Source organism: Maribellus sp. CM-23, assembly GCF_021354595.1.
In the GTDB taxonomy this organism is placed as follows: Bacteria; Bacteroidota; Bacteroidia; order Bacteroidales; family Prolixibacteraceae; genus Draconibacterium.
The window spans coordinates 23,778-42,483 of the sequence record NZ_JADWYJ010000009.1; the positions used below are offsets into that span (position 1 = coordinate 23,778).

10 protein-coding genes, 1 tRNA gene and 1 pseudogene are annotated in these 18,706 nt (G+C 44.2%); 1 reads left to right on the top strand and 11 read right to left on the bottom strand.

Going from position 1 to position 18,706, the window contains the following annotated elements:
- Positions 1–101 precede the first annotated feature (101 nt).
- Positions 102–185 (top strand) — tRNA-Leu (locus tag INQ51_RS21665).
- A 304-nt stretch (positions 186–489) separates the two neighbouring features.
- Here the strand turns inward: INQ51_RS21665 and INQ51_RS21670 are convergent.
- The 11 genes and pseudogenes from INQ51_RS21670 to INQ51_RS21720 all read right to left on the bottom strand — a co-directional run bounded on the left by INQ51_RS21670 (position 490) and on the right by INQ51_RS21720 (position 18,619).
- Positions 490–1,575, bottom strand: a complete 1,086-nt coding sequence (locus INQ51_RS21670; RefSeq protein WP_233380082.1) for a PepSY-associated TM helix domain-containing protein — start codon at positions 1,573–1,575, stop codon at positions 490–492.
- 61 nt (positions 1,576–1,636) lie between these two features.
- A complete protein-coding gene (locus INQ51_RS21675; protein ID WP_233380083.1) occupies positions 1,637–4,021 on the bottom strand; it encodes a TonB-dependent receptor in 2,385 nt (794 codons plus the stop codon).
- A 393-nt stretch (positions 4,022–4,414) separates the two neighbouring features.
- Positions 4,415–5,092: a respiratory nitrate reductase subunit gamma gene (gene narI / locus INQ51_RS21680; RefSeq protein ID WP_233380084.1), complete on the bottom strand. Its 678-nt coding sequence runs from the start codon at positions 5,090–5,092 to the stop codon at positions 4,415–4,417.
- A 22-nt stretch (positions 5,093–5,114) separates the two neighbouring features.
- Positions 5,115–5,774, bottom strand: a complete 660-nt coding sequence (locus tag INQ51_RS21685; protein ID WP_233380150.1) for a hypothetical protein — start codon at positions 5,772–5,774, stop codon at positions 5,115–5,117.
- On the bottom strand, positions 5,716–7,212 hold the full coding sequence (narH, locus tag INQ51_RS21690; RefSeq protein WP_233380085.1) for a nitrate reductase subunit beta: 1,497 nt from the start codon (positions 7,210–7,212) through the stop codon (positions 5,716–5,718). The genes INQ51_RS21685 and narH overlap by 59 nt, the downstream gene beginning before the upstream one ends.
- 17 nt (positions 7,213–7,229) lie before the next feature.
- Positions 7,230–10,844, bottom strand: a pseudogene (locus INQ51_RS21695) (nitrate reductase subunit alpha); the annotation flags it as partial.
- Between the two features lie 35 nt (positions 10,845–10,879).
- The gene (locus INQ51_RS21700; RefSeq protein WP_233380087.1) at positions 10,880–11,716 is read right to left on the bottom strand and encodes a c-type cytochrome; all 837 of its coding nucleotides are present in this window, start codon (positions 11,714–11,716) and stop codon (positions 10,880–10,882) included.
- A gap of 16 nt (positions 11,717–11,732) precedes the next feature.
- Complete coding sequence (locus INQ51_RS21705) at positions 11,733–12,275, bottom strand: hemerythrin domain-containing protein (RefSeq protein ID WP_233380088.1); 543 nt, start codon at positions 12,273–12,275, stop codon at positions 11,733–11,735.
- Positions 12,276–12,320: 45 nt separating this feature from the next.
- On the bottom strand, positions 12,321–13,607 hold the full coding sequence (locus INQ51_RS21710) for an MFS transporter (RefSeq protein ID WP_233380089.1): 1,287 nt from the start codon (positions 13,605–13,607) through the stop codon (positions 12,321–12,323).
- A gap of 323 nt (positions 13,608–13,930) precedes the next feature.
- Complete coding sequence (locus tag INQ51_RS21715) at positions 13,931–15,577, bottom strand: glycoside hydrolase family protein (protein ID WP_233380090.1); 1,647 nt, start codon at positions 15,575–15,577, stop codon at positions 13,931–13,933.
- Positions 15,578–15,673: 96 nt separating this feature from the next.
- Positions 15,674–18,619 carry a glycoside hydrolase domain-containing protein gene (locus INQ51_RS21720; protein WP_233380091.1) on the bottom strand — a complete coding sequence of 982 codons (2,946 nt, stop codon included), beginning with the start codon at positions 18,617–18,619 and terminating at the stop codon, positions 15,674–15,676.
- Positions 18,620–18,706: the final 87 nt, after the last annotated feature.

Here is an 18,706-nt window from a genome sequence, read left to right on the forward strand (position 1 = left end):
TCCGCTTTTTGGTATTGCAAAGAGCGGATTTTTTATATATTTGCACCACCAAAATCAAACGGGGCGCGGCTCAGGGAGATTTGGAAGTTCAAATAAGTATTGCCCAGTTGGCGGAATTGGTAGACGCGCTAGTTTCAGGGACTAGTATCCGTATGGATGTGAAGGTTCGAGTCCTTTACTGGGCACATTGATAATCAATAAATTAAGGCCACTTTTCAGTGGCTTTTTTATTTCCCTAAAAAAACAGCACATACAATGTATATTTTCCCTTAATAGTACAACAATTATTGTTCAGAACGGTACATTTCTGTTTCAGTGACTAATATCTGTATGGATGTGAAGGTTCGAGTCCGAATCGAGACTTTTTAACTGCAACTGAGCTTAGTGCTATTCAGGATAAAGAAATAAAAATTCAACGTCTCGATGTAATCCGTGATATCTTCATTTTCGCGTGTTACACGGGTCTCTTATTCCGACATCGCGAAACTACTATTTATATTCTGTCCTTTTGTTTGACTTTCGGAATCTGTAAAAACGATAGCCTGTGATCCAAAGAATAGATGGAATAAGTCCTGTAATGAATACTGCAATCCGTCCAAATAATCCAATTGTTTCGCCAATATGGACAGGGTATGCCTGAGCAGCTATTTTTTCGCTTAAGGAATTTTGATGATATTCAGCAAACATCGTAACCTGAAAATTTTGCTTGACCTTAATTTCCTTAGTTTCACGAAGCCCTGCCGAAATAAACCGGTTCTTCACATACCTGAAACGATATTCGCCGGAAGCTTCCTCTGGGAAATAGACTGACCTCAGCTTATACCCATCCTCGGATGGAAGGCTCAATGCTTCTTCCAAGCTATGGTAACTGAACACTTCTCCAGAGATTTTTTTTGTTTCCTTCGCTGGTGAATCCAGAACCTTAAGCACACCTTTCCACGTAGGCATAAATGTGAAAAACGATCCGGAAACAGAGATAATAAGCAAGGGAATAAGAAAAAGGACGCCTAACAGTTTATGAAAATCGTAATAAATAATTCCTTTTGGCAGGTTCTTCGATATAGAAAAACCTTTCCCGGGATTTCTACTGTAACGTTTCCACCACAAATAAAAACCGGAAGTCAGTAGTAAAGAAAAAAACAGTATCGCACTTCCTCCTACTATATAATTACCATAACGGGGAATCAGTAAGGTTCGGTGAAAACGTAATAAATGTTCAAAAAAACGGATGGAAATAGTCTTCTCTCCAAGCTCAACTCCTGTTGCGGGATGGAAATAGCGGTTCTCACCGTCTTTAAATACCAGTTGAATACTCTGTTGTTCACGGTAAGGTAGGTGCAAGGCAGACAAATCTCCGCCAAAACGTGTATATAACTTGGATGCCGTTTCATGAATGGCCTCTTCTTTTAAAGTATCAATATTGCTTACAGTCAAAACCTCTGGATTCAGCATCTGCAATATCTCTGGCTGCCAAACATATAAAGAGCCACTTAGTCCGGATACAGAAGCCACAAAACCACATACTAATCCTATCCAAAGATGAATTTTTTTTGCAAAAACTATTTTTCGTTTCAAGAATAAAGAAGTTTAAAATCATATGCGAATGAGCTCATCCGCATATGACGGTTTCAACAGACTAAAAATTATAATTCAATCCCAAACGGGTATTTATTCCTTCTGCTACTCCCGTGAATGTGCGTAAGGGAGCAGCCCATTGTGAACGGGCTGACAGGTAATACTCGTTTAGCAGGTTATTAATTCCCAGGGACAACGATAAGTTCGACCGTACTTTGTAATCCAAGGCAAAATTTAGAATGGTAAAGCTACTTACCGGAAATTCGGTATGGCGAAACGCCCAGTTTCCGTTGGTATCCTGGAACGGATTGAACCGCTCGCGTTTCCCTTGGTGGGTCATTCGCAATGTTGTAGTTATTTTATTGGTCGGATTCCAGGTAATATAGGCTGTCGTTTTTGCCGGGGCAACTACATCTCCTCCCAGGTAGCTCAAGTCGTTTTTGTCGCTCACACTATGTTTAAAACCTTCGACATAGGAATAGGAAGAGCCTGCCATCAGCTTATTTCTAGCAAGAATGACATCAATCACAACTTCTCCTCCGAAAATGTTTTGCGGTTGTTTTGATGGAATAAAAGCGTTTGCTTCATCGCTGAACACTACACCGGTTCCCAGGTTCGATTTACTGTAATAACCAACGGCCTCAAACCTAACATTTCTGAATTTTGACATGAAACCAAACTCGTAATTGTCGGTTACTGCTGCTTTCAGGTTAATGTCGTTAATATCTGTGGCAACAGCCGAGCGTAGTATCACCCCCAGATCGGCTATGGAAAAACCCTGAGAATAGCTCAGGTAAGGGGTAAATTCGTCATACTTAATGTAACGAATACCGAAGTTCCAGGCTACATTGCTGAATGTTAGTTTTCCTCCGTTTACATCTACCGACGATGTAAGATTACCATCGGCTTTAGGAGAATAAGGAAGTGTACTGTAGGCGTCAATGTTCATTTGCATGTCATCGTAGCGTAATCCGGCTTTCAGCACCCAATCATCATGCAGTTTGAAAGTGGATTGCAAGTATGGCGCCCAGCTGGTCATTTCGATATTGGGAACCCAGAGACGCCCGTCGAGCAAGCCCTGGTTTGTTTTATCGCGCAAAATGTCCACTCCATACGTAAGCGAAATTTCCGAATTAATCCCTGCCTTCAACTGCGTATTGAAGTTTGGACGAATGCCGTATTTCTCGGCATTAATAACCGACTGCCCTCCATTTTCAAAGCTTTCAGAATAAAAGAAAACATTTTGGGTTTTCTGATAATATACGTCTGTCTCAAAATGCGTTGTTTCCCCAAAAAGCTCATCTACATCGTATTTTAATCGCGTATTGATTAATCTTGTTCCTGTAGGTTCCTGACCAGGAATAGAACCTTCCACTCCATAGCCGGGTGTGAGAATGTAATCTCCTTCCTCATTGAGCACCTGCACTTGTGCCAATTCCGGAATAAAAGGTGTTTTTTGAGCGGTTTTGTAAAAATTGCCGTTCAAACTCAGCTTTTGTTTATCCGACAATTGGTAGCTGACTTTTGCAAAAGTGCTGTAAATATCCGTGTTATCCATTCCATAAGTTGGAAGCACGGGAACTCCATCAGCATCGTATTGGTTACCGGTTTGTTCAAAACTGCCACTGAGGTAATACGAAAGTCTATTACTTCGGCCTTTCAGTGATTGATAGATCCCCCACCCTTGAGCATCTTTTGTCTTTGCCAGGTTGCTGGTTCCCCACAAATTAGTGTTTCCTTCGATGGGTTTCTCTGAAGCACCGTTTTTGGTTATATAATTGATAAAACCTCCATTTCCACCATTTCCGAATATAGAGGTGGCACCTTTTATCACTTCAACCCGACTGATGTCGTTTGGATTAACTGATTTGATTCCAAGCGAACCATTCCGGAGCGGAGTAGACTGGGGAATACCATCAACCATCACTAACAGAGAACGGCCGCGCATCGTTTGCCCCCAGTTCGAGAATGTTCCGCTGCCAAGGGCAAGTCCGGGAACACTGAATTGCAAGATTTCATTAATGTTCGATGTTGATTTGGTAAAATCCCCTATCTGTTTTACATCAATGACAGTAACCGATGCAGGGATTTCTGAGATGTACTCAGAGTTGCGGCTAGCCGACACAACAATCTCATCAAGTTTACTGAACTCTTCTTTCAGCACCATATTTAATTCACTAGTCGCTCCTGACTTTATCTGAACCTGATGAGTAACCGTTTGCATGCCTAGCATTCGAAAAGATACTTTCCATATTCCTGCTTTCAGCCGGGAAAGTTCGTATGTACCGTCAGGTTGAGTTAATGTTCCCGACTGTAAGGCATCAATGTGAACTGTGGCACCGGCAACAGGTTGGTTATCTGAAGTAGTAACAGTCCCCTTAAGTTTCCCCTGCGAAAAGGACATCAGAGAGCAAAAAAGTATAAAGAAAAGTAATAGTGACTTCATTATTTATTCTTATTAAGATTAATTAAAAGTTGAGCGGCGAAATTAGCGTTCAGGAAAATAACCTGCATCCCTACTTCTTGGGATTTATTGTTCAATTTGGTTATTGGGCTGCTTTTATTAGCTGTGATCAACTTTATTAAAATGGAAAGGTTACGAAGGAAATAAGAATGCAAATCTTACAAGGAGATATTGGCTCAGGGGAGATTAAAGTTATAATAGAATAGTATAAAGTAATTTTTATCCAAGACAAGAAGGCTGTATATAAGGGTTTTATATGATAATTTTCACCCTCAAATTTAATATATCTTCTCTGCTATATAATCAACTAATTTCAAAACGCCTCTTGATTATTGTATTCTTTCCTTTTCTGAATGCGGCATTGATATATCGGAACTAAAATTCTGTATTTCGATAATTCCACACCACCTTTTGGTAAGGGCGCCACAGGTAGCTTAGCGGGTAAACAAGGAAATGAATAAAACGAGTAAACGGAACCATCCCGATTAATACAAATGCGCCCACAATGTGCAATTGAACCACCAACGGGAGCTGAGATACGGCATTAGCATCGGGATTAAACATGAATACAGATTTCAGGTAGGGAGCCAGAACAATGGAGAACCACGAAGCCCCCCAGCGGAAGAAAGTAGCTGTCCATATACCGGTGATTGCCTGAAACATTAGAATAACGTACACAAAAACATCCATATAACTGGTTACCTGCCTGATTCGCTTCGATTCTACGCGGCGAATAACCAGAAGTATCAGCCCGGTAAGGAAAAGAAGAGCAAATGTCAGGGCGCTTACTTCCAAGATATACAAGCGAAGCGGGATCTGGTTCCAAGCCAGCACAGTGCTTGGGATCAGAAAAGCAGTTAGATGCCCGAAAAACAGGAAAATAATTCCCCAGTGGAAAGGCCGGCTTCCGAAATACAGTTTTTTGCTTTCTAGAAACTGGCTTGAAAGCGATGATACCAGAAACGGCATAAACCAATACCGGTAAATGGTACCCATCAAAAATGATAGGAGTGCCAGGTAAGGCAGTATGACAAAAAAGAGTGTTGCATTCATAATCGTGTAATTTAATCGGTAGCTATATCAAACTTCCACAGCCAGACATACAGGTAAAACTTCTGTTTTTTTCGAGCGTGCTAAATTCGAACCGTTCAAATGCTGAATTCTGGAAATCAGCTTCCAGTGTTTGCTGCAAAACCTTTAGCATTCCTTTATATACGTTGTCGTCAGACTGAAAAGAACGGATCATTTTTTCCAGAGCAGGAATCAACATTGAAACCACCAGCTCTTCAGCAAATGTTGGATCGGTAATCAGCGGTAACAAATTCAGCACATTGGGTAAATGGTCTGGTAATTCACTGTTGCGCGGGTTTCCTGCTTTTTCCTGCTCCTGTTTCATATACACCAAAAAGCGGCCGCGGTTGTAATCTTCTTCATAAAGCACATAGCCAATGTCCAGATAGCAAAGTGCTTGAACATCAAAAGTACTGATGTAATATTCCTGCTGCTGTGGCAAATTTTTCTCCTGCATATGAGTGGCAAAAGCCTCCAGCAGCGCTTGCAATTCCGGAGCCCGGGGCGAAATCAGACTTTGCCAGTTTTCTCGGAAACGTTGGTCCTGTCCAGTCGGATACGAAAACACTTCCGCAAACAAGGTGTATTTTTCCAGTTTTTTCATTTTATAACCCACGCTTTGGTTTTTTAGTAAATCCGAAACCAGTTGTTCCTTTGTGTACATGCGTTTCGTTGAGCATTTCGATAGCTTCTTCGCGGTGTGCCGGAGGAATAACAAAGCGGTCGTTTAAATGAGCCAGCGAAGTAAGCCTGTAAATATCATCGGCAATTTCAGGTGACAAGTCAGAATTCTGTAGCAGTTGTTCTATCTCATCGTTTTGGAGGTCACCAACAGTAACCGAACGGCGATGCAAACGCACAGCCATCAGTTTTTTGAGGATTTCTGCAATCACTTCCACGTTACCGGCACTAAACAAACTGGCCAGATATTTCAGTGGAAGGCGCGGGTTTTCCATGTCGTCCCACAACGATTTACCGGCAGAATGGTATTTGTTGTCTTCATTCATTTCGGCCATGGCCGGTAACAGCGGCATTACATAAAAGAGGTTCGGAAGCGTACGAAACTCAGGATGAAGCGGCAAAGCTAGCCCCCATTCTTTCACATATTTCCACACCGGCGACTTTTGGGCTGCCTGAATGGTGGAATCGTGAATACCACTTTTTTTTGCTGCTGCAATCACTTCCGGATCATTCGGATCAAGATAAAGGCTCAACTGTTTATCAATCAGCTCGCTTTCGTCGCACGAAGCCACTTCTTGCAAACGGTCGGCATCGTAGAGTAACACTCCCAAATAGCGGATACGCCCCACACACGAATGCATGCAGGCCGGTGCCTGACCGGTTTCGAGCCTTGGATAGCAAAGAATACATTTTTCCGATTTGCCGGTGTGCCAGTTGTAATACACTTTTTTATACGGACAAGCAGTTACGCACATCCTCCACGCCCGGCATCGTTCCTGGTTTACCAGCACAATACCATCTTCTCCCCGTTTGTAAATGGCCCCCGAGGGACAAGCCGCCACGCATGCTGCATTGAGGCAATGGTTGCAAATCCGGGGAACATAAAACATCACCATTCGTTCAAGCTGAAACATAGTTTCCTGCTCTGCGGGCGATAAATCGCGTATATTAAAATCCTTCCGGGCATATTCGGCTGATCCTCCCAGGTCATCATCCCAATTAGGGCCTGATTTAGGGGTTATTTTTTCGCCTGTAATCATCGAAACAGGCTCGGCAGTTGGTTGGTCGTCTCCCTCAGGTGCATCAAACAGCTTTTCGTACTGGTAGTTCCAGGGCTCATAATAATCGTCCATGGTTGGCATGTGAGTATTGTGAAAAAGCTTTTTCATTCCCTTGATTTTCCCCACTCCTTTTAGATCGATAGAACTGTGCTTCTTCTCCCAGCCGCCTTTGTAAATTTCCTGGTCTTCCCACTTTCGCGGATAGCCGGTCCCGGGTTTGGTTTCCACATTGTTCCACCACATATACTCAGCTCCTTTGCGATCGGTCCAGGTGTTTTTACAGGCAATGGAGCAGGTGTGGCATCCAATGCACTTGTCGAGGTGAAAAACCATGGATATCTGAGAACGTATATTTTTCATTTTTACCGCTTTTCAAATTAAAACTGAACTTGTTCCATCTTTTTTACCAGCACAAAGGTGTCGCGATTAACGCCAACCGGTCCCCAGTAATTCATGTGAAAGGTAAATTGTCCGTATCCGCCAACCAGCAGATTCGGCTTCAGGTGAACGCGTGTTAGGCTGTTGTGTCCGCCTGCCCGCCTATTGTTGCGACTGGGTGATTTCGGTACCGAATAAGTCCGCTCAGGCGAATGGTAAACAATGCAAATTCCGGCTGGAATACGCGAACTCACACAAGCACGGGTGCAATAAACACCATTATCATTCAGCACTTCCACCCAATCATTGTCTTTAATTCCCATGCTGGCCGCATCCTTTTCGCTGAGCCAGCAAGGCTCCATTCCGCGCGAAAGAGTGAGCATTCTCAGCGTGTCGCCATACGTTGAATGGATGTGCCATTTCCCGTGAGGTGTGAGTACATTCAGCAATTTAGCCGCCCCATCGTTAACCGATTTACGCAAATCGCCGTAAACCTCGGGGCGTGGCGAAGGTTTGTAAGTAGGCAGGTGCTCGCCAAATGCAATATATCCCTGGTGATCGAGATAAAAATGTTGTCGGCCGGTTAGTGTTCGCCACGGAACAAGGTATTCAATGTTATAAGAGAAGGCTGAATAAGCCCGTCCGTTTTCAACCAATCCAGACCAGAGAGGCGAGTTGAGCAGTCGCCGCGGTTGTGATTGAAGGTCTTTGTAAGTCAGCAAGGCATCGTTATTTTGAGGACGCAGCCGGCTCAAATCAATACCTGTATTTTTTTCTGCTGTTTTGTAAGCCCGTTCGCTAAGTTTTCCGTTGGTTAACGACGACAACAGCAATACTGCGTCAATGGCCTCCACATCTTCCCTTATTGACGGGTAAACCTGTCCATCAATTGTATTTACTTTTTTCTCTCCGTTCAGTAGTTTATCGTAAAAATCTTCGCATTGAAACGACACGCCATGTGCTCCAACACCATTTCTAACCCCATCGCCCAAGCTGATGAATCGGTCATACAATTTGGTGTAATCGCGCTCAACAGGCACAATATTGTGCATGGTTTTTCCGGGCTGGGGCTCACACTCCCCGGTAAACCAGTCTTTAATTTCGGTTTGTGCAATCTCTCCTTTCGAGTCGTGGTTTATCGGTGTATTGACGAGATCCAATTGTACACCGGGCAGGTGAACTTTGGCAAGCTCACTGGTTACCCGGGCAATTTCACGGAATATTTCCCAATCGGGTTTCGACTCCCACACAGGCGGAATGGCAGCCGAAAGCGGATGAATGAAAGAATGCATATCGGTACTATTCAGGTCAGCTTTTTCGTACCACGAAGCGGCAGGCAGCACAATGTCGGAATAAAGTGCCGAAGTATCCATCCTGAAGTTCAGGTCAACTACAAGATCCATTTTTCCTTCAGGAGCATTTTCTTTCCATTCAATTTCTTTTACAAATTCTTTGGCTACCTCATCTGCAATATTGTTGTGGTGGGTCCCAAGATAATGTTTCAAAAAATATTCGTGTCCTTTAGCGCTCGACATAAGCGCGTTGCCACGCCATATATACCAAACCCGCGGAAAGTTTTCCTCATTATCCGGCTGGTTGACGGCATATTTCAACTCACCTGTTTTCAGTTGATTTACAATGAAATCCTGCATTTTGGAACCTTCTGCCATCCCTGCCTCTTGAGCTTTTTTACCTAAGTCGAGCGGATTTTTATTGTATTGCGGATAAAACGGCATCCAGCCGTTGCGTACCGATTTAGCAATTAAGTCGGCTGAGTGCTGGGTTGAAAACGCATTCTCGGGTACAGTATTGTAATCGGCCTGGTTGCCATCATAACGCCACTGGTCGGAATGAATATAGTGCCAGATGGGCGTTTGCTGAAACCGAGGTGGAATTTTCCAGTCTTTCCCCGACATAATGGTTCCCCACGAATCCTGTGGAGCCAGTTTTTCCTGCCCTACATAATGGTTCATGCCACCACCATTCACCCCAATACAGCCAGTGAGAATCAGCGCCATGGTAGCCGACCGGTAAATCAGGTTGCTGTGATACCAGTGGTTAATGCCAGCACCAATAATAACCATACATTTTCCGTTTGTGACACTGGCGGTATTGTACCATTCTCGGGCAAAACGAATCACGGTTCCGGTGCTTATCCCGGTGTAAATTTCCTGCCAAGCAGGAGTATAAACAGCTGACGCATCATCGTATCCTGTCGGAAACTCACCGGAAAGCCCACGGTCTATCCCGTATTGTGCCATCATCAGGTCGTAAACCGTAGTATAAGCCAGCTTTCCGTCTTCGGTCTCCAGGAAGCGGACAGGCACTCCCCTTTTCATGGTTTGCTTTTGCTCGAAGCGGGTAAATTCAATCTGAAGCACTTCATCATGTTTGTCAATCAGGCTAAGCAACGGACTGTATTCCTGTCCGGTTTCGCCATCATTCGACTGAAGGTTCCAGTTACCCTTTTTTTCCTGCCACCGGTGCCCCGAACTTCCACGCGGACAAATAAACTCGTTTGTTTTCTCGTCTATATTCAGAAACTTCCAGTCGCCGTTTTCGATGTTTTTATATTTTTTTATTCTGTTGGCACGAACTAACCTTCCGGGCGTGTATTTGTCTCCTTCTTTTTCGAGTTCAACTAAAAAAGGTGCATCGGTATATTTTTTTGTGTAATTAATAAAATAAGGCACCTGCTGTTCGTGATGGGCTTCTTTCAGAATGATGTGGGTAACGGCCATCCAAAAAGCACCGTCCTGCCCGGCATGAACCGGTATCCATTGGTCGGCATACTTGGCCACCATGCTAAAATCGGGCGAAAACACCACCGTTTTGGTACCGTTGTGTCGCGATTCGGCAAAGAAATGTACATCGGGAGTCCGGGTCATCCCCAGGTTAGCGCCCATTACAGCAACAAATTTGGCATTGTACCAATCGGCGCTTTCACCCACATCGGTTTGTTCTCCCCATATTTCGGGGAAGGAATTGGGCAGGTCGCAATACCAGTCGTAGAAACTCAGGTTTACCCCTCCAAACAACTGTAAAAAGCGGGAGCCGGCAGCAAAGCTCATCATCGACATGGCTGGGATTGGTGAAAAACCCACCACCCTGTCGGGGCCATGTTTTTTTGCCGTGTAAATATTGGCAGCGGCAACTATTTCGAGTGCTTCGTTCCACTCAATCCGCCTAAATCCTCCTTTACCCCTTGCTTTTTGATACCGTTTCCGAAGTTCCGGGTTTTGCTGAATATTTTCCCAGGCCAGCATTGCATCACGAGTTTTTTCTTTTTCGGCCCGGTAAATATCGATTAACGCACCGCGGATCATTGGGTATTTCACCCGAACCGGGCTATACAGATACCACGAAAACGAAATTCCTCGCTGACATCCACGCGGCTCGTAATTGGGCAGGGAATCTTCGAGCAAAGGATAGTCGAGTGCCTGCGATTCCCAAACCACAATCCCGTCTTTTACATGAATATTCCAGCTGCACCCGCCGGTACAATTCACCCCGTGGGTACTTCGTACGGTTTTATCATGTTGCCAGCGGTTACGGTAAAATTCTTCCCATTGGCGGGCTTTGGGTGATATTAAATCTTTAATCCAACTCATATGATTTGTTTTGTGGTTTCTAAATTAAACCTGGCGATTCACGACGGAATTTTCCTATAATCATAAGAAAGATAAATGTGTATCAATAAAAACAGGGCTAGAACCAGTGACATTGCAAGGAAAATGATTGTACTTGAAAAACTTCCGGTACTGACTTCGTGCTGACCAGAATAATGCACCAAAGCCATCAAGGCTTCTTTTTCCTTCCCGGTCAGGTCTTTTCCTTTTAAAGCATCTTGCATGGCCGGAAACGGCGGGTTGGAAAGAATTGCATTTATACCCGGCATTCCCAATTTCGCGTACGACTGACTGAGATTAAAGCTCAGATTGCCACCACCAATTAAAATCCCATCGTTTAGTGAATGACACGAAGCACATGGCGGCGCCCCATTTTCGAACGGTTTATACCCGTAAAAAAGTGAGTTTCCTTCATTAAGTTGGGCATCGGTATACGTAATGCGGGGTTGTCCGACCATAGTATCCTGTGCTTGCTGTTTTTCACCTGTTGCCTGTTCTATAGGTGTTTCTTCACCTCCCGATTTTGTTTCGATATAACTCAGAATACTACGAATTTGGTCGTCACTCAGATTATTGTCAGGCATGGGAATTTGGTTGTACTCCTTAAACAATGCCACAGCAAGAGAATCACCATCCTTTATCATTTTTTGTGATGAGCGGATAAAACTGATCAGCCATTCCGGGTTCACTTTTTTGTTTACCCCCTTCAGATCGGGCCCTACTAATTTGCCACTTCCAATGGTATGGCAAGCCATGCAGGTTGCTTTAAACAGTTTTTCGCCTTCGTTTTGTGCCTTGGCAAAAGGCGCGTTAGCTAACATCAGCAAAATGAACAGAAAGGATACACGTGTTTTCATTGCTTTCAGTTATAAGTTAATCCTGATGATCATAGGCGGAATGCTCTTTCAGATTTTGAATAAATTCTTCGATCTCCGGAGCAAAGAAATCAGATTGTTTTACGGCAGCATATAGCTGACCGACCTGTTCTTTTTGACTTTCATTCAGTGCTTCTTCGGCCATGGGGTACAACACATTGTCTTCTTTATAAATGTGTTCCTGAAGCAAGTAACAATAGGCTTCAGCATTTTCAATCAATTGGGACACATCGTTCCCGGCGAGCGCGTTTTCCATCCCTCTGACATAATTTCGTCCTTCGTCGTGTTCATACAACATTACCGGAATGGGATTGCAGTGCATATTATCAGCTTCGCCAAGCATCGCCTTAAACAAAATGTCTTCTTCTTTTTTGTGATGATAACCATCGGCATAGTTCTTAATGAAATAAATCACTTCTCTGAAAAAGTCCGGATTCACAGATTTATCTTTTTGTAAGCTGTTACATTCTTCCAGAACCTGATCGATTACCTTTAAAATGTTTTGGTGTTCCTGAGACAAAACGTTTGTAATGTTTTTCATTTGCATTCTTTTTTTGCATTAAAATTCGAGTGTAGTTTTAGTGCTTTATTGTGCTTTTAATGGTTGATATTTTTTCGAACGAAGCAGGATGGCGATAATAACCAAATCAACTATTGCCAGGCCAACAAACACCATAAACCCGCGTGCATAACCAATAGCTCCCAGTGATCCGGCAATAGTTCCCATTACCGGCGGTAAAACAAAGCCTCCAAAAGCCCCTAGCCCACCAACCCAGCCGGCTGCCCCGCCAACCGCATTGGGGACATAAGCCGGGACAAGCTTAAAAACGGCAGCGTTAGCAATTCCCATACCGGTAGCAAGCAGTATTGCCATACTTATGCATGACGGGCTTGTGGTGGAAAATGAAAGTGTTCCGGAAGCAACTAATATGACGGCCATTGCAGCAAAAGCAATTCGTTCGCCACCAAATTTATCAGCCAATGAGCCCCCGGGTATTCGAATAGCCGAAGCCAAAATTGAAAATATGGCAGTAAACAAGCCTGCTTTTACCGGGCTAAAATTTTGATATTCGTTCCAATAAGTAGGAAACCAGGCGGTGAGCGCAATAAAACCGCCAAAGGTTGTGAAGTACAAGGCTACCAACGCCCAGGTGTTTTTCACCCTGGCAGAGTTTCGCAGGCTGTCTATTACACTTCCTCCCGGAAATAGTTCCTGTCCGGCTGCCGATGCCTTGTCGCGCGAATCAATTTCTGCAACCCCGGCTTTTCGGTATTGAAAGTACGGGGCATTAACACCTACAACGGCATAAAGAATGGTTCCGGTTAGTAAAAACAAAAACCAGGCGAAATAAGCGGAAATAAACCCGTAGTAGCTTAGAAAAATAGGAAGGATCAGTGAAAAAATCCCCGGTGCCAGGTTTCCTAATCCACCAAAGGCGCCCAGTGCAAACCCCTGTCGGCTTCGGGGAAACCAATAGGAAGTTTGCCCGATACCCACCGAAAAAGTGGCAATTCCGCAACCACTCAGGAAACCAAAGAACAACACCATACCATACATTCCTTTCATGGCATTGGGGTAAGAGGTCGAGAGCAATAAGGTAACACCTCCCAGTCCGATAACACTCAGAATCAAAAGAATCAGGAATGGCTTTTTACCGCCTGTAGTATCAACCCATGCACCAAAAGGGATTCGCAACAGAGAGCCTGAGAGTGAAGGAATTGCAATCAGTAAACCCGTTAAGGCCGGCGTTAAGTCCATTGCTTCCTTAAATTTAGCAGCGGTTGGCCCGTAAAGTGCCACTGCCGCAAAACCAAAAAAGAACCCAAGAGTGGTTCCGGTTAGTGCCCGCTGTGCGCTTCCTTTGGCTTTCATTGGAGAAATTTTTAGTTTCTCAAAAAGGTAGAGATAATAGTTTTCAATTTTTGTAACAGATGTTACAAAACGAACATTTAAAGATAAGAGGAACCCGTAATCTTTTTATATGGATTTATCTACGTATCTAACTCTTTTTTATGTTTTCCTCTTTATTATGATTGTTTGTAAATGCGAACTAAACCGTGAACCAAAATTATTTTAGCTCCGGTTCATACGCAACTCACAAGCAGCAAATAATAAGTATGTTTCGATAGTTGTTCTTTACTTAGAAAACAACTGTATTGCTATGTTAATTGATTTTCCAAGAGTAATTGTAGCAGTTATTCGGAGAACAAACGCACTTCCTGTTGTTTTGCTATTACAGTAAAGATGGCATCTTTATCTAATATTCCGGAATACTCCAATTCGATCATTGTTTTTTCGAATGGAGCCAAGGCGCAAATACTAGCCTCAAAATCAATAACTTCTCCACTAACCTGAGCTTCTACCTGAATCTTCGTTTCTTCAGAGTTTACAAGTCCATAATTGCCTACTTCTATCCGGACAATCGTTTTTTCATTCTTATGAGAAACAACCGGTTTTCGGGCTGACAGGATTGGGGTATCATAAATCAACCAAGGCAAGCGGGTGTAACCAAACAGCAGGCTTCCATCCTTAGTTTTACCAAGTAGCTTTGCGGCAAAATTCTCATCTGTCAGTCCATTTCCCTGACCATCAAAGAACAGGACAAGGTCTTTCCCTTGTTGCTCTGTTTTTACAAGCTTACTCCCCCGTCCGAAGTTAACTTCTTCGGCAGCACCAAAACGAAGCGATTCTAAATCCATGTCTGCATGAGGATCAAAGCCCGGTTCTGCTTCAATCTTCACCCGAATCAGTGGGGTGCCCTCGGTTATTTCTTCCTTATCTAGAATGGTCAGCAGTTTTCCTTTGGTAAGTGGGATGCAAATGTTCTTAGAACTGTGGTTGTCACTCCCTAAATCGCCCCATTTGGATGAATCGATCACGGCAAAATTAGCCTGATAAGCCCGGCCATACTCATCCTGAAGCATTTTGATACGCTCGTATTTATACCAGGCTTCTACTGTCCCATCCTCGTATTTGGCAATTCCGGGCATGTATGCTTCACCAGGTTCCACTTTCCAGTCGATGCCATTCGGCGAACGGAGGTAATAAGCAATTCGGCCATACCAATCATTGACGATCATATGGTACTGAATATGCGTCCGCCAGATCACCGGGTCTTCATAACGCCCGTCAAAAGCAGGATAGACTGACTTGTTCGTTACCTGGTAATAAGGCGATAGGCCGGTTTCACTCATCCAGATTCCGCCACCGCGGCAAACAGCCAGGTAGGAGCCGTCTTTTCGTTGAGCAAAACTCACATTCGACAAGCCATCATGAATCTTCCGGTCTCTCGGATCGAATGTAAACTCCCCCTTCGTCCAAGGGCCATTCAGTCCGTCGGCAATATAGTAGGCATTGATTACATAAATGACATACCGCCCGTCTTTTAGCCTGAAAAACTCCGGGTTATGACCTTGTCCAATGGTTTCACCCTGCACCTGAAAGGGTCCCTGAGGATTTTCGGCTACTGCATGCACCACTTCGGATTTTGTCCATTGCATATGTCCTTTTTCTGAATTTTCGGGCCAGCGGCAAACGATTAGGTGGTACTTCCCATCATCGCCTTTTCGGATGTTCCCCCCCCAATACGACCACTGCGGATCTTCAATACCATTAGCAGTATAGCGGGGCCTTACCGCATCAGCCCCCCAGGTATCCGAAGTCAGTTCTCCAATTGGAGGTATGGCTTCAAAGCGATCCATAAAGCGGCCACCCCATACCAGCTGTTTCCATTCCTCAGGACGCTGGCGCTCGATATCCTGGGCGTTTAAAGGGCTAAATTGCAACACCCCACATACAGCCAATAAAAGGCAAAAAGAATAGTAGTAGTTTAGTTGTTTCATTGTTTGATTATTTGATTCGTTGATTATTTGTCTTTTTAAAACGCTCAACAACCATTCGTCAAGAGTTTTACATTCATTTTTCAGAAATCGTATTTATTAGTCCCCTTCTTCAATAATAAACAGCCATCCCTTCTTGCTTTCAACCGGAATTTCATCTGTAATAGCAAACTGAGCGGATGGTTGAAAGTCTGCTATTTCCGGGGCAATTAGTCTTACATTTGCCGATGAAAAGCCAATTCTATCCCAATCCAGGTTCAGTTGAACTTTTTCCGTCTTATCCGACCAGTTTCCCAGTGCAATTAAAGTTTTGCCATCGCGGATATAAGCGGTTGCTTTTACCTTGGGATTATTGGTTAGTACCACAGGCTCTTTTTCCCAAAAACCAACCATTTGGGATTGCTCGATGCCAAATTCATCCCAAACCTTCCATACTGGCCGGGGGTCGCAGGTTACGCCTTCGGTCACCCAGGGGTGCCGAACCGTCATGCCATACACCATGCCCAACCAGCGGTTGCCTCCTCCGTGAAGCATGTCTCCCATCAACCCAAATGGAATACCGGATACTTCAACCAGCCAATTGGCAGGTTCCATTTCGCTATACATAAAGCTCTCTCCAAACCAGAGTTTATCCATATACGGAAAATATTCGGTGTATTGCGTGGCCGGACCTTTACTGAAACCCGTATTGGAGTGCAAATCAATCAAGCACCCCGGCTTCTCGCGGTCAAGCACTTTTCGGATGCGCTTAACCGTACGGCGGTCATACGACACATCATCCAGGTACAGTCCATCGATATCGACGTGGCGTACCAGCCAGGCCAAACCTTCAATATAGTAGTTGTACCAACGTGAATCGCCTGGGGCATTAACCACAGATGCATCAGCACTTTTATCGGGAAACCACTGATACCATTGCGGGCGGTATTTAGAAACCAGGTGCTCGCGTAACCAGGGGTAACCACCTCCACGACCATCACCCAGAATCTCATCACCCAGGCTACGCAGTGCCCACAACTCAGTAGTATAGTTGGTCAGTTCGCGGATGGTGTAGTAAATTTTTACTTTTTGCCCTTTCTCATGCATCCGGTCCACAAACCATTTCATGGAGTCGACTGCGACAAAAGGATAATTGATGTGGGGATTGTAGTTATTTGCATGGTGCAAATTCACAATCTTAACACCACTTTCAAGATCTTCGTCCGATGGTACTGGCTGCCCACCATTGTGGTAATAGCGATTGGCAAACTGGCTTTTGTAATCAATATCCTGAACCGGAGTCATCAGCATACTCCACTCAAAAGTCAGTTCCTCCCCTTTCTCCAACGAACGCTTACCACTATAAACCAATGCTTTTACCTCTGAAGGTGTGCTTTCAATACGGAAACCTCCTTGATCGTGGTTGTACCAACTTGCCGGATAGTCCGGGCGATAAAGGTTTAGCAGAGGTCCGCTGTAGCTGCTGCCTCGCAATTCGCACCACAGTCCGGCATGCGTATTGCCAATCCAGAAACTATCGTGCGGCCCGTTCCACTTTGCCGAATGCTTTTTGGGGACAACACCACCGGGCAAGTCCATGCCCATCATATATTCGGCAACCTCCTTTTTAAAAGGAATTTCCAATCGGATATCTTTCGCATCAACCGGCTTTAAAGCTTCTACGCTTAATTTATAATTGATATACCCGTCCGCTTCGATGATTCCAGCGCCCGATATTTTTAGATTGTCCGAATAGCTTTCCCAAGCTCCAATCATCTTTCCCGGAGCATTTTTCACCAACTGTATATTTTGGGGTTCCGAAAACTGCTCTTTGCCTTTTGGAGTTTCAACCACAAATGAAATGGGACGATTCAGAACTTCCGTTTCTTTCACTTTAAACGAGCCCGGGAATCCGTTATCAGCAATAGTCATTGTTTTTCCGGTAAAACCATAGGTACTTTCTCCGATAAATGAGATTGGCTTGTAACCGTTGGTTGGTTCATCATCAATGCCCAATGTGGAATTTAACCAGCGCAGACGCGAGTGCCTCCAGGCCTCACTATCTCCTCGGTCAGCCAGCACTTCATTGCCAATTTTCAACGAAAGCTGTACAGTTTGTTTTTCCGTATTTTCAGCCCAAACGGTTGCTGTTCCCGTATAAGTTCCGGCTGGAATATCCTTCGAAATGTCCACACCAATCCACAGTGGCTGTACTTTCCCCTGGGGCAGGTCCACCCGCTTTACAAACGGATCGCCATAAGGGCCAATTCCCCCGGTATTGAAGCAAGTCAGTTCATCAGCTGCAATTTTATGATCGTCGCTTTGCAAGCCTGAAAACTCGATTTTTAAATTCTGAAAATCCTTTCGGGCAGCAAAAACACCTAGCTGAAAGGCATAGTATTCATTTTTAAGCGCTTCACCTTTAAAAACCGTTGAAGGACCACTTTCAACCCATTTCCTTGGAATCTCATCGAGCATGCGAATCGGGAATGAACGATCTTCCGGGAAAATCAGGAAGTCTTGGGAATACTTGTTCAAGAGAGAATCTTTCTCTGACTTGAGAGCGATTACCTCCATGGGGTAAAAGCTGTCAAATACTGTTCGCGACTGAAAGCCAATCAATTTTGTCTTCAACAGTTTGGTACCATCAAGCTTATTCTCCCAATCAGCTGCGGGCTTCGTTTCCGGCTTTAAATAACCTTTATTGTAAAACCCATAATTCTCCTGAACCAAATAGGGCAAGTAATAGAAAAAGTATTTCCCGGGCTTATTCAAAGGTCCAAAAGCCAATTTGCAGCGCTCATTGTCCACCGCAATTCGATGAATATTCTGAATGGTGTCACCACTTTCATGGATAATAATGAATTGCTTTTCAGCCGGATCTCGATCGTGCCGACGCCAATCAATATCAATCAAAGCGGCTTCTGCTGGTTCTTCAACCTGAAGCACGGCACGGTGATTACCAAGTGATTCTTCCCAGGGATGATCAGCAACACTGTAAACTGATTCCTTCTTTGAAATACAGCTGGATAAGAATAAGATCATTAAAAAAAGGAAATATTTCATCTGTTTAAGTTTAGAACCAAGACACCAGGATCAAGACACGGACAATACCTTTCAATTACTCTTATGTGTGTCCCAAAACGTTGTCAT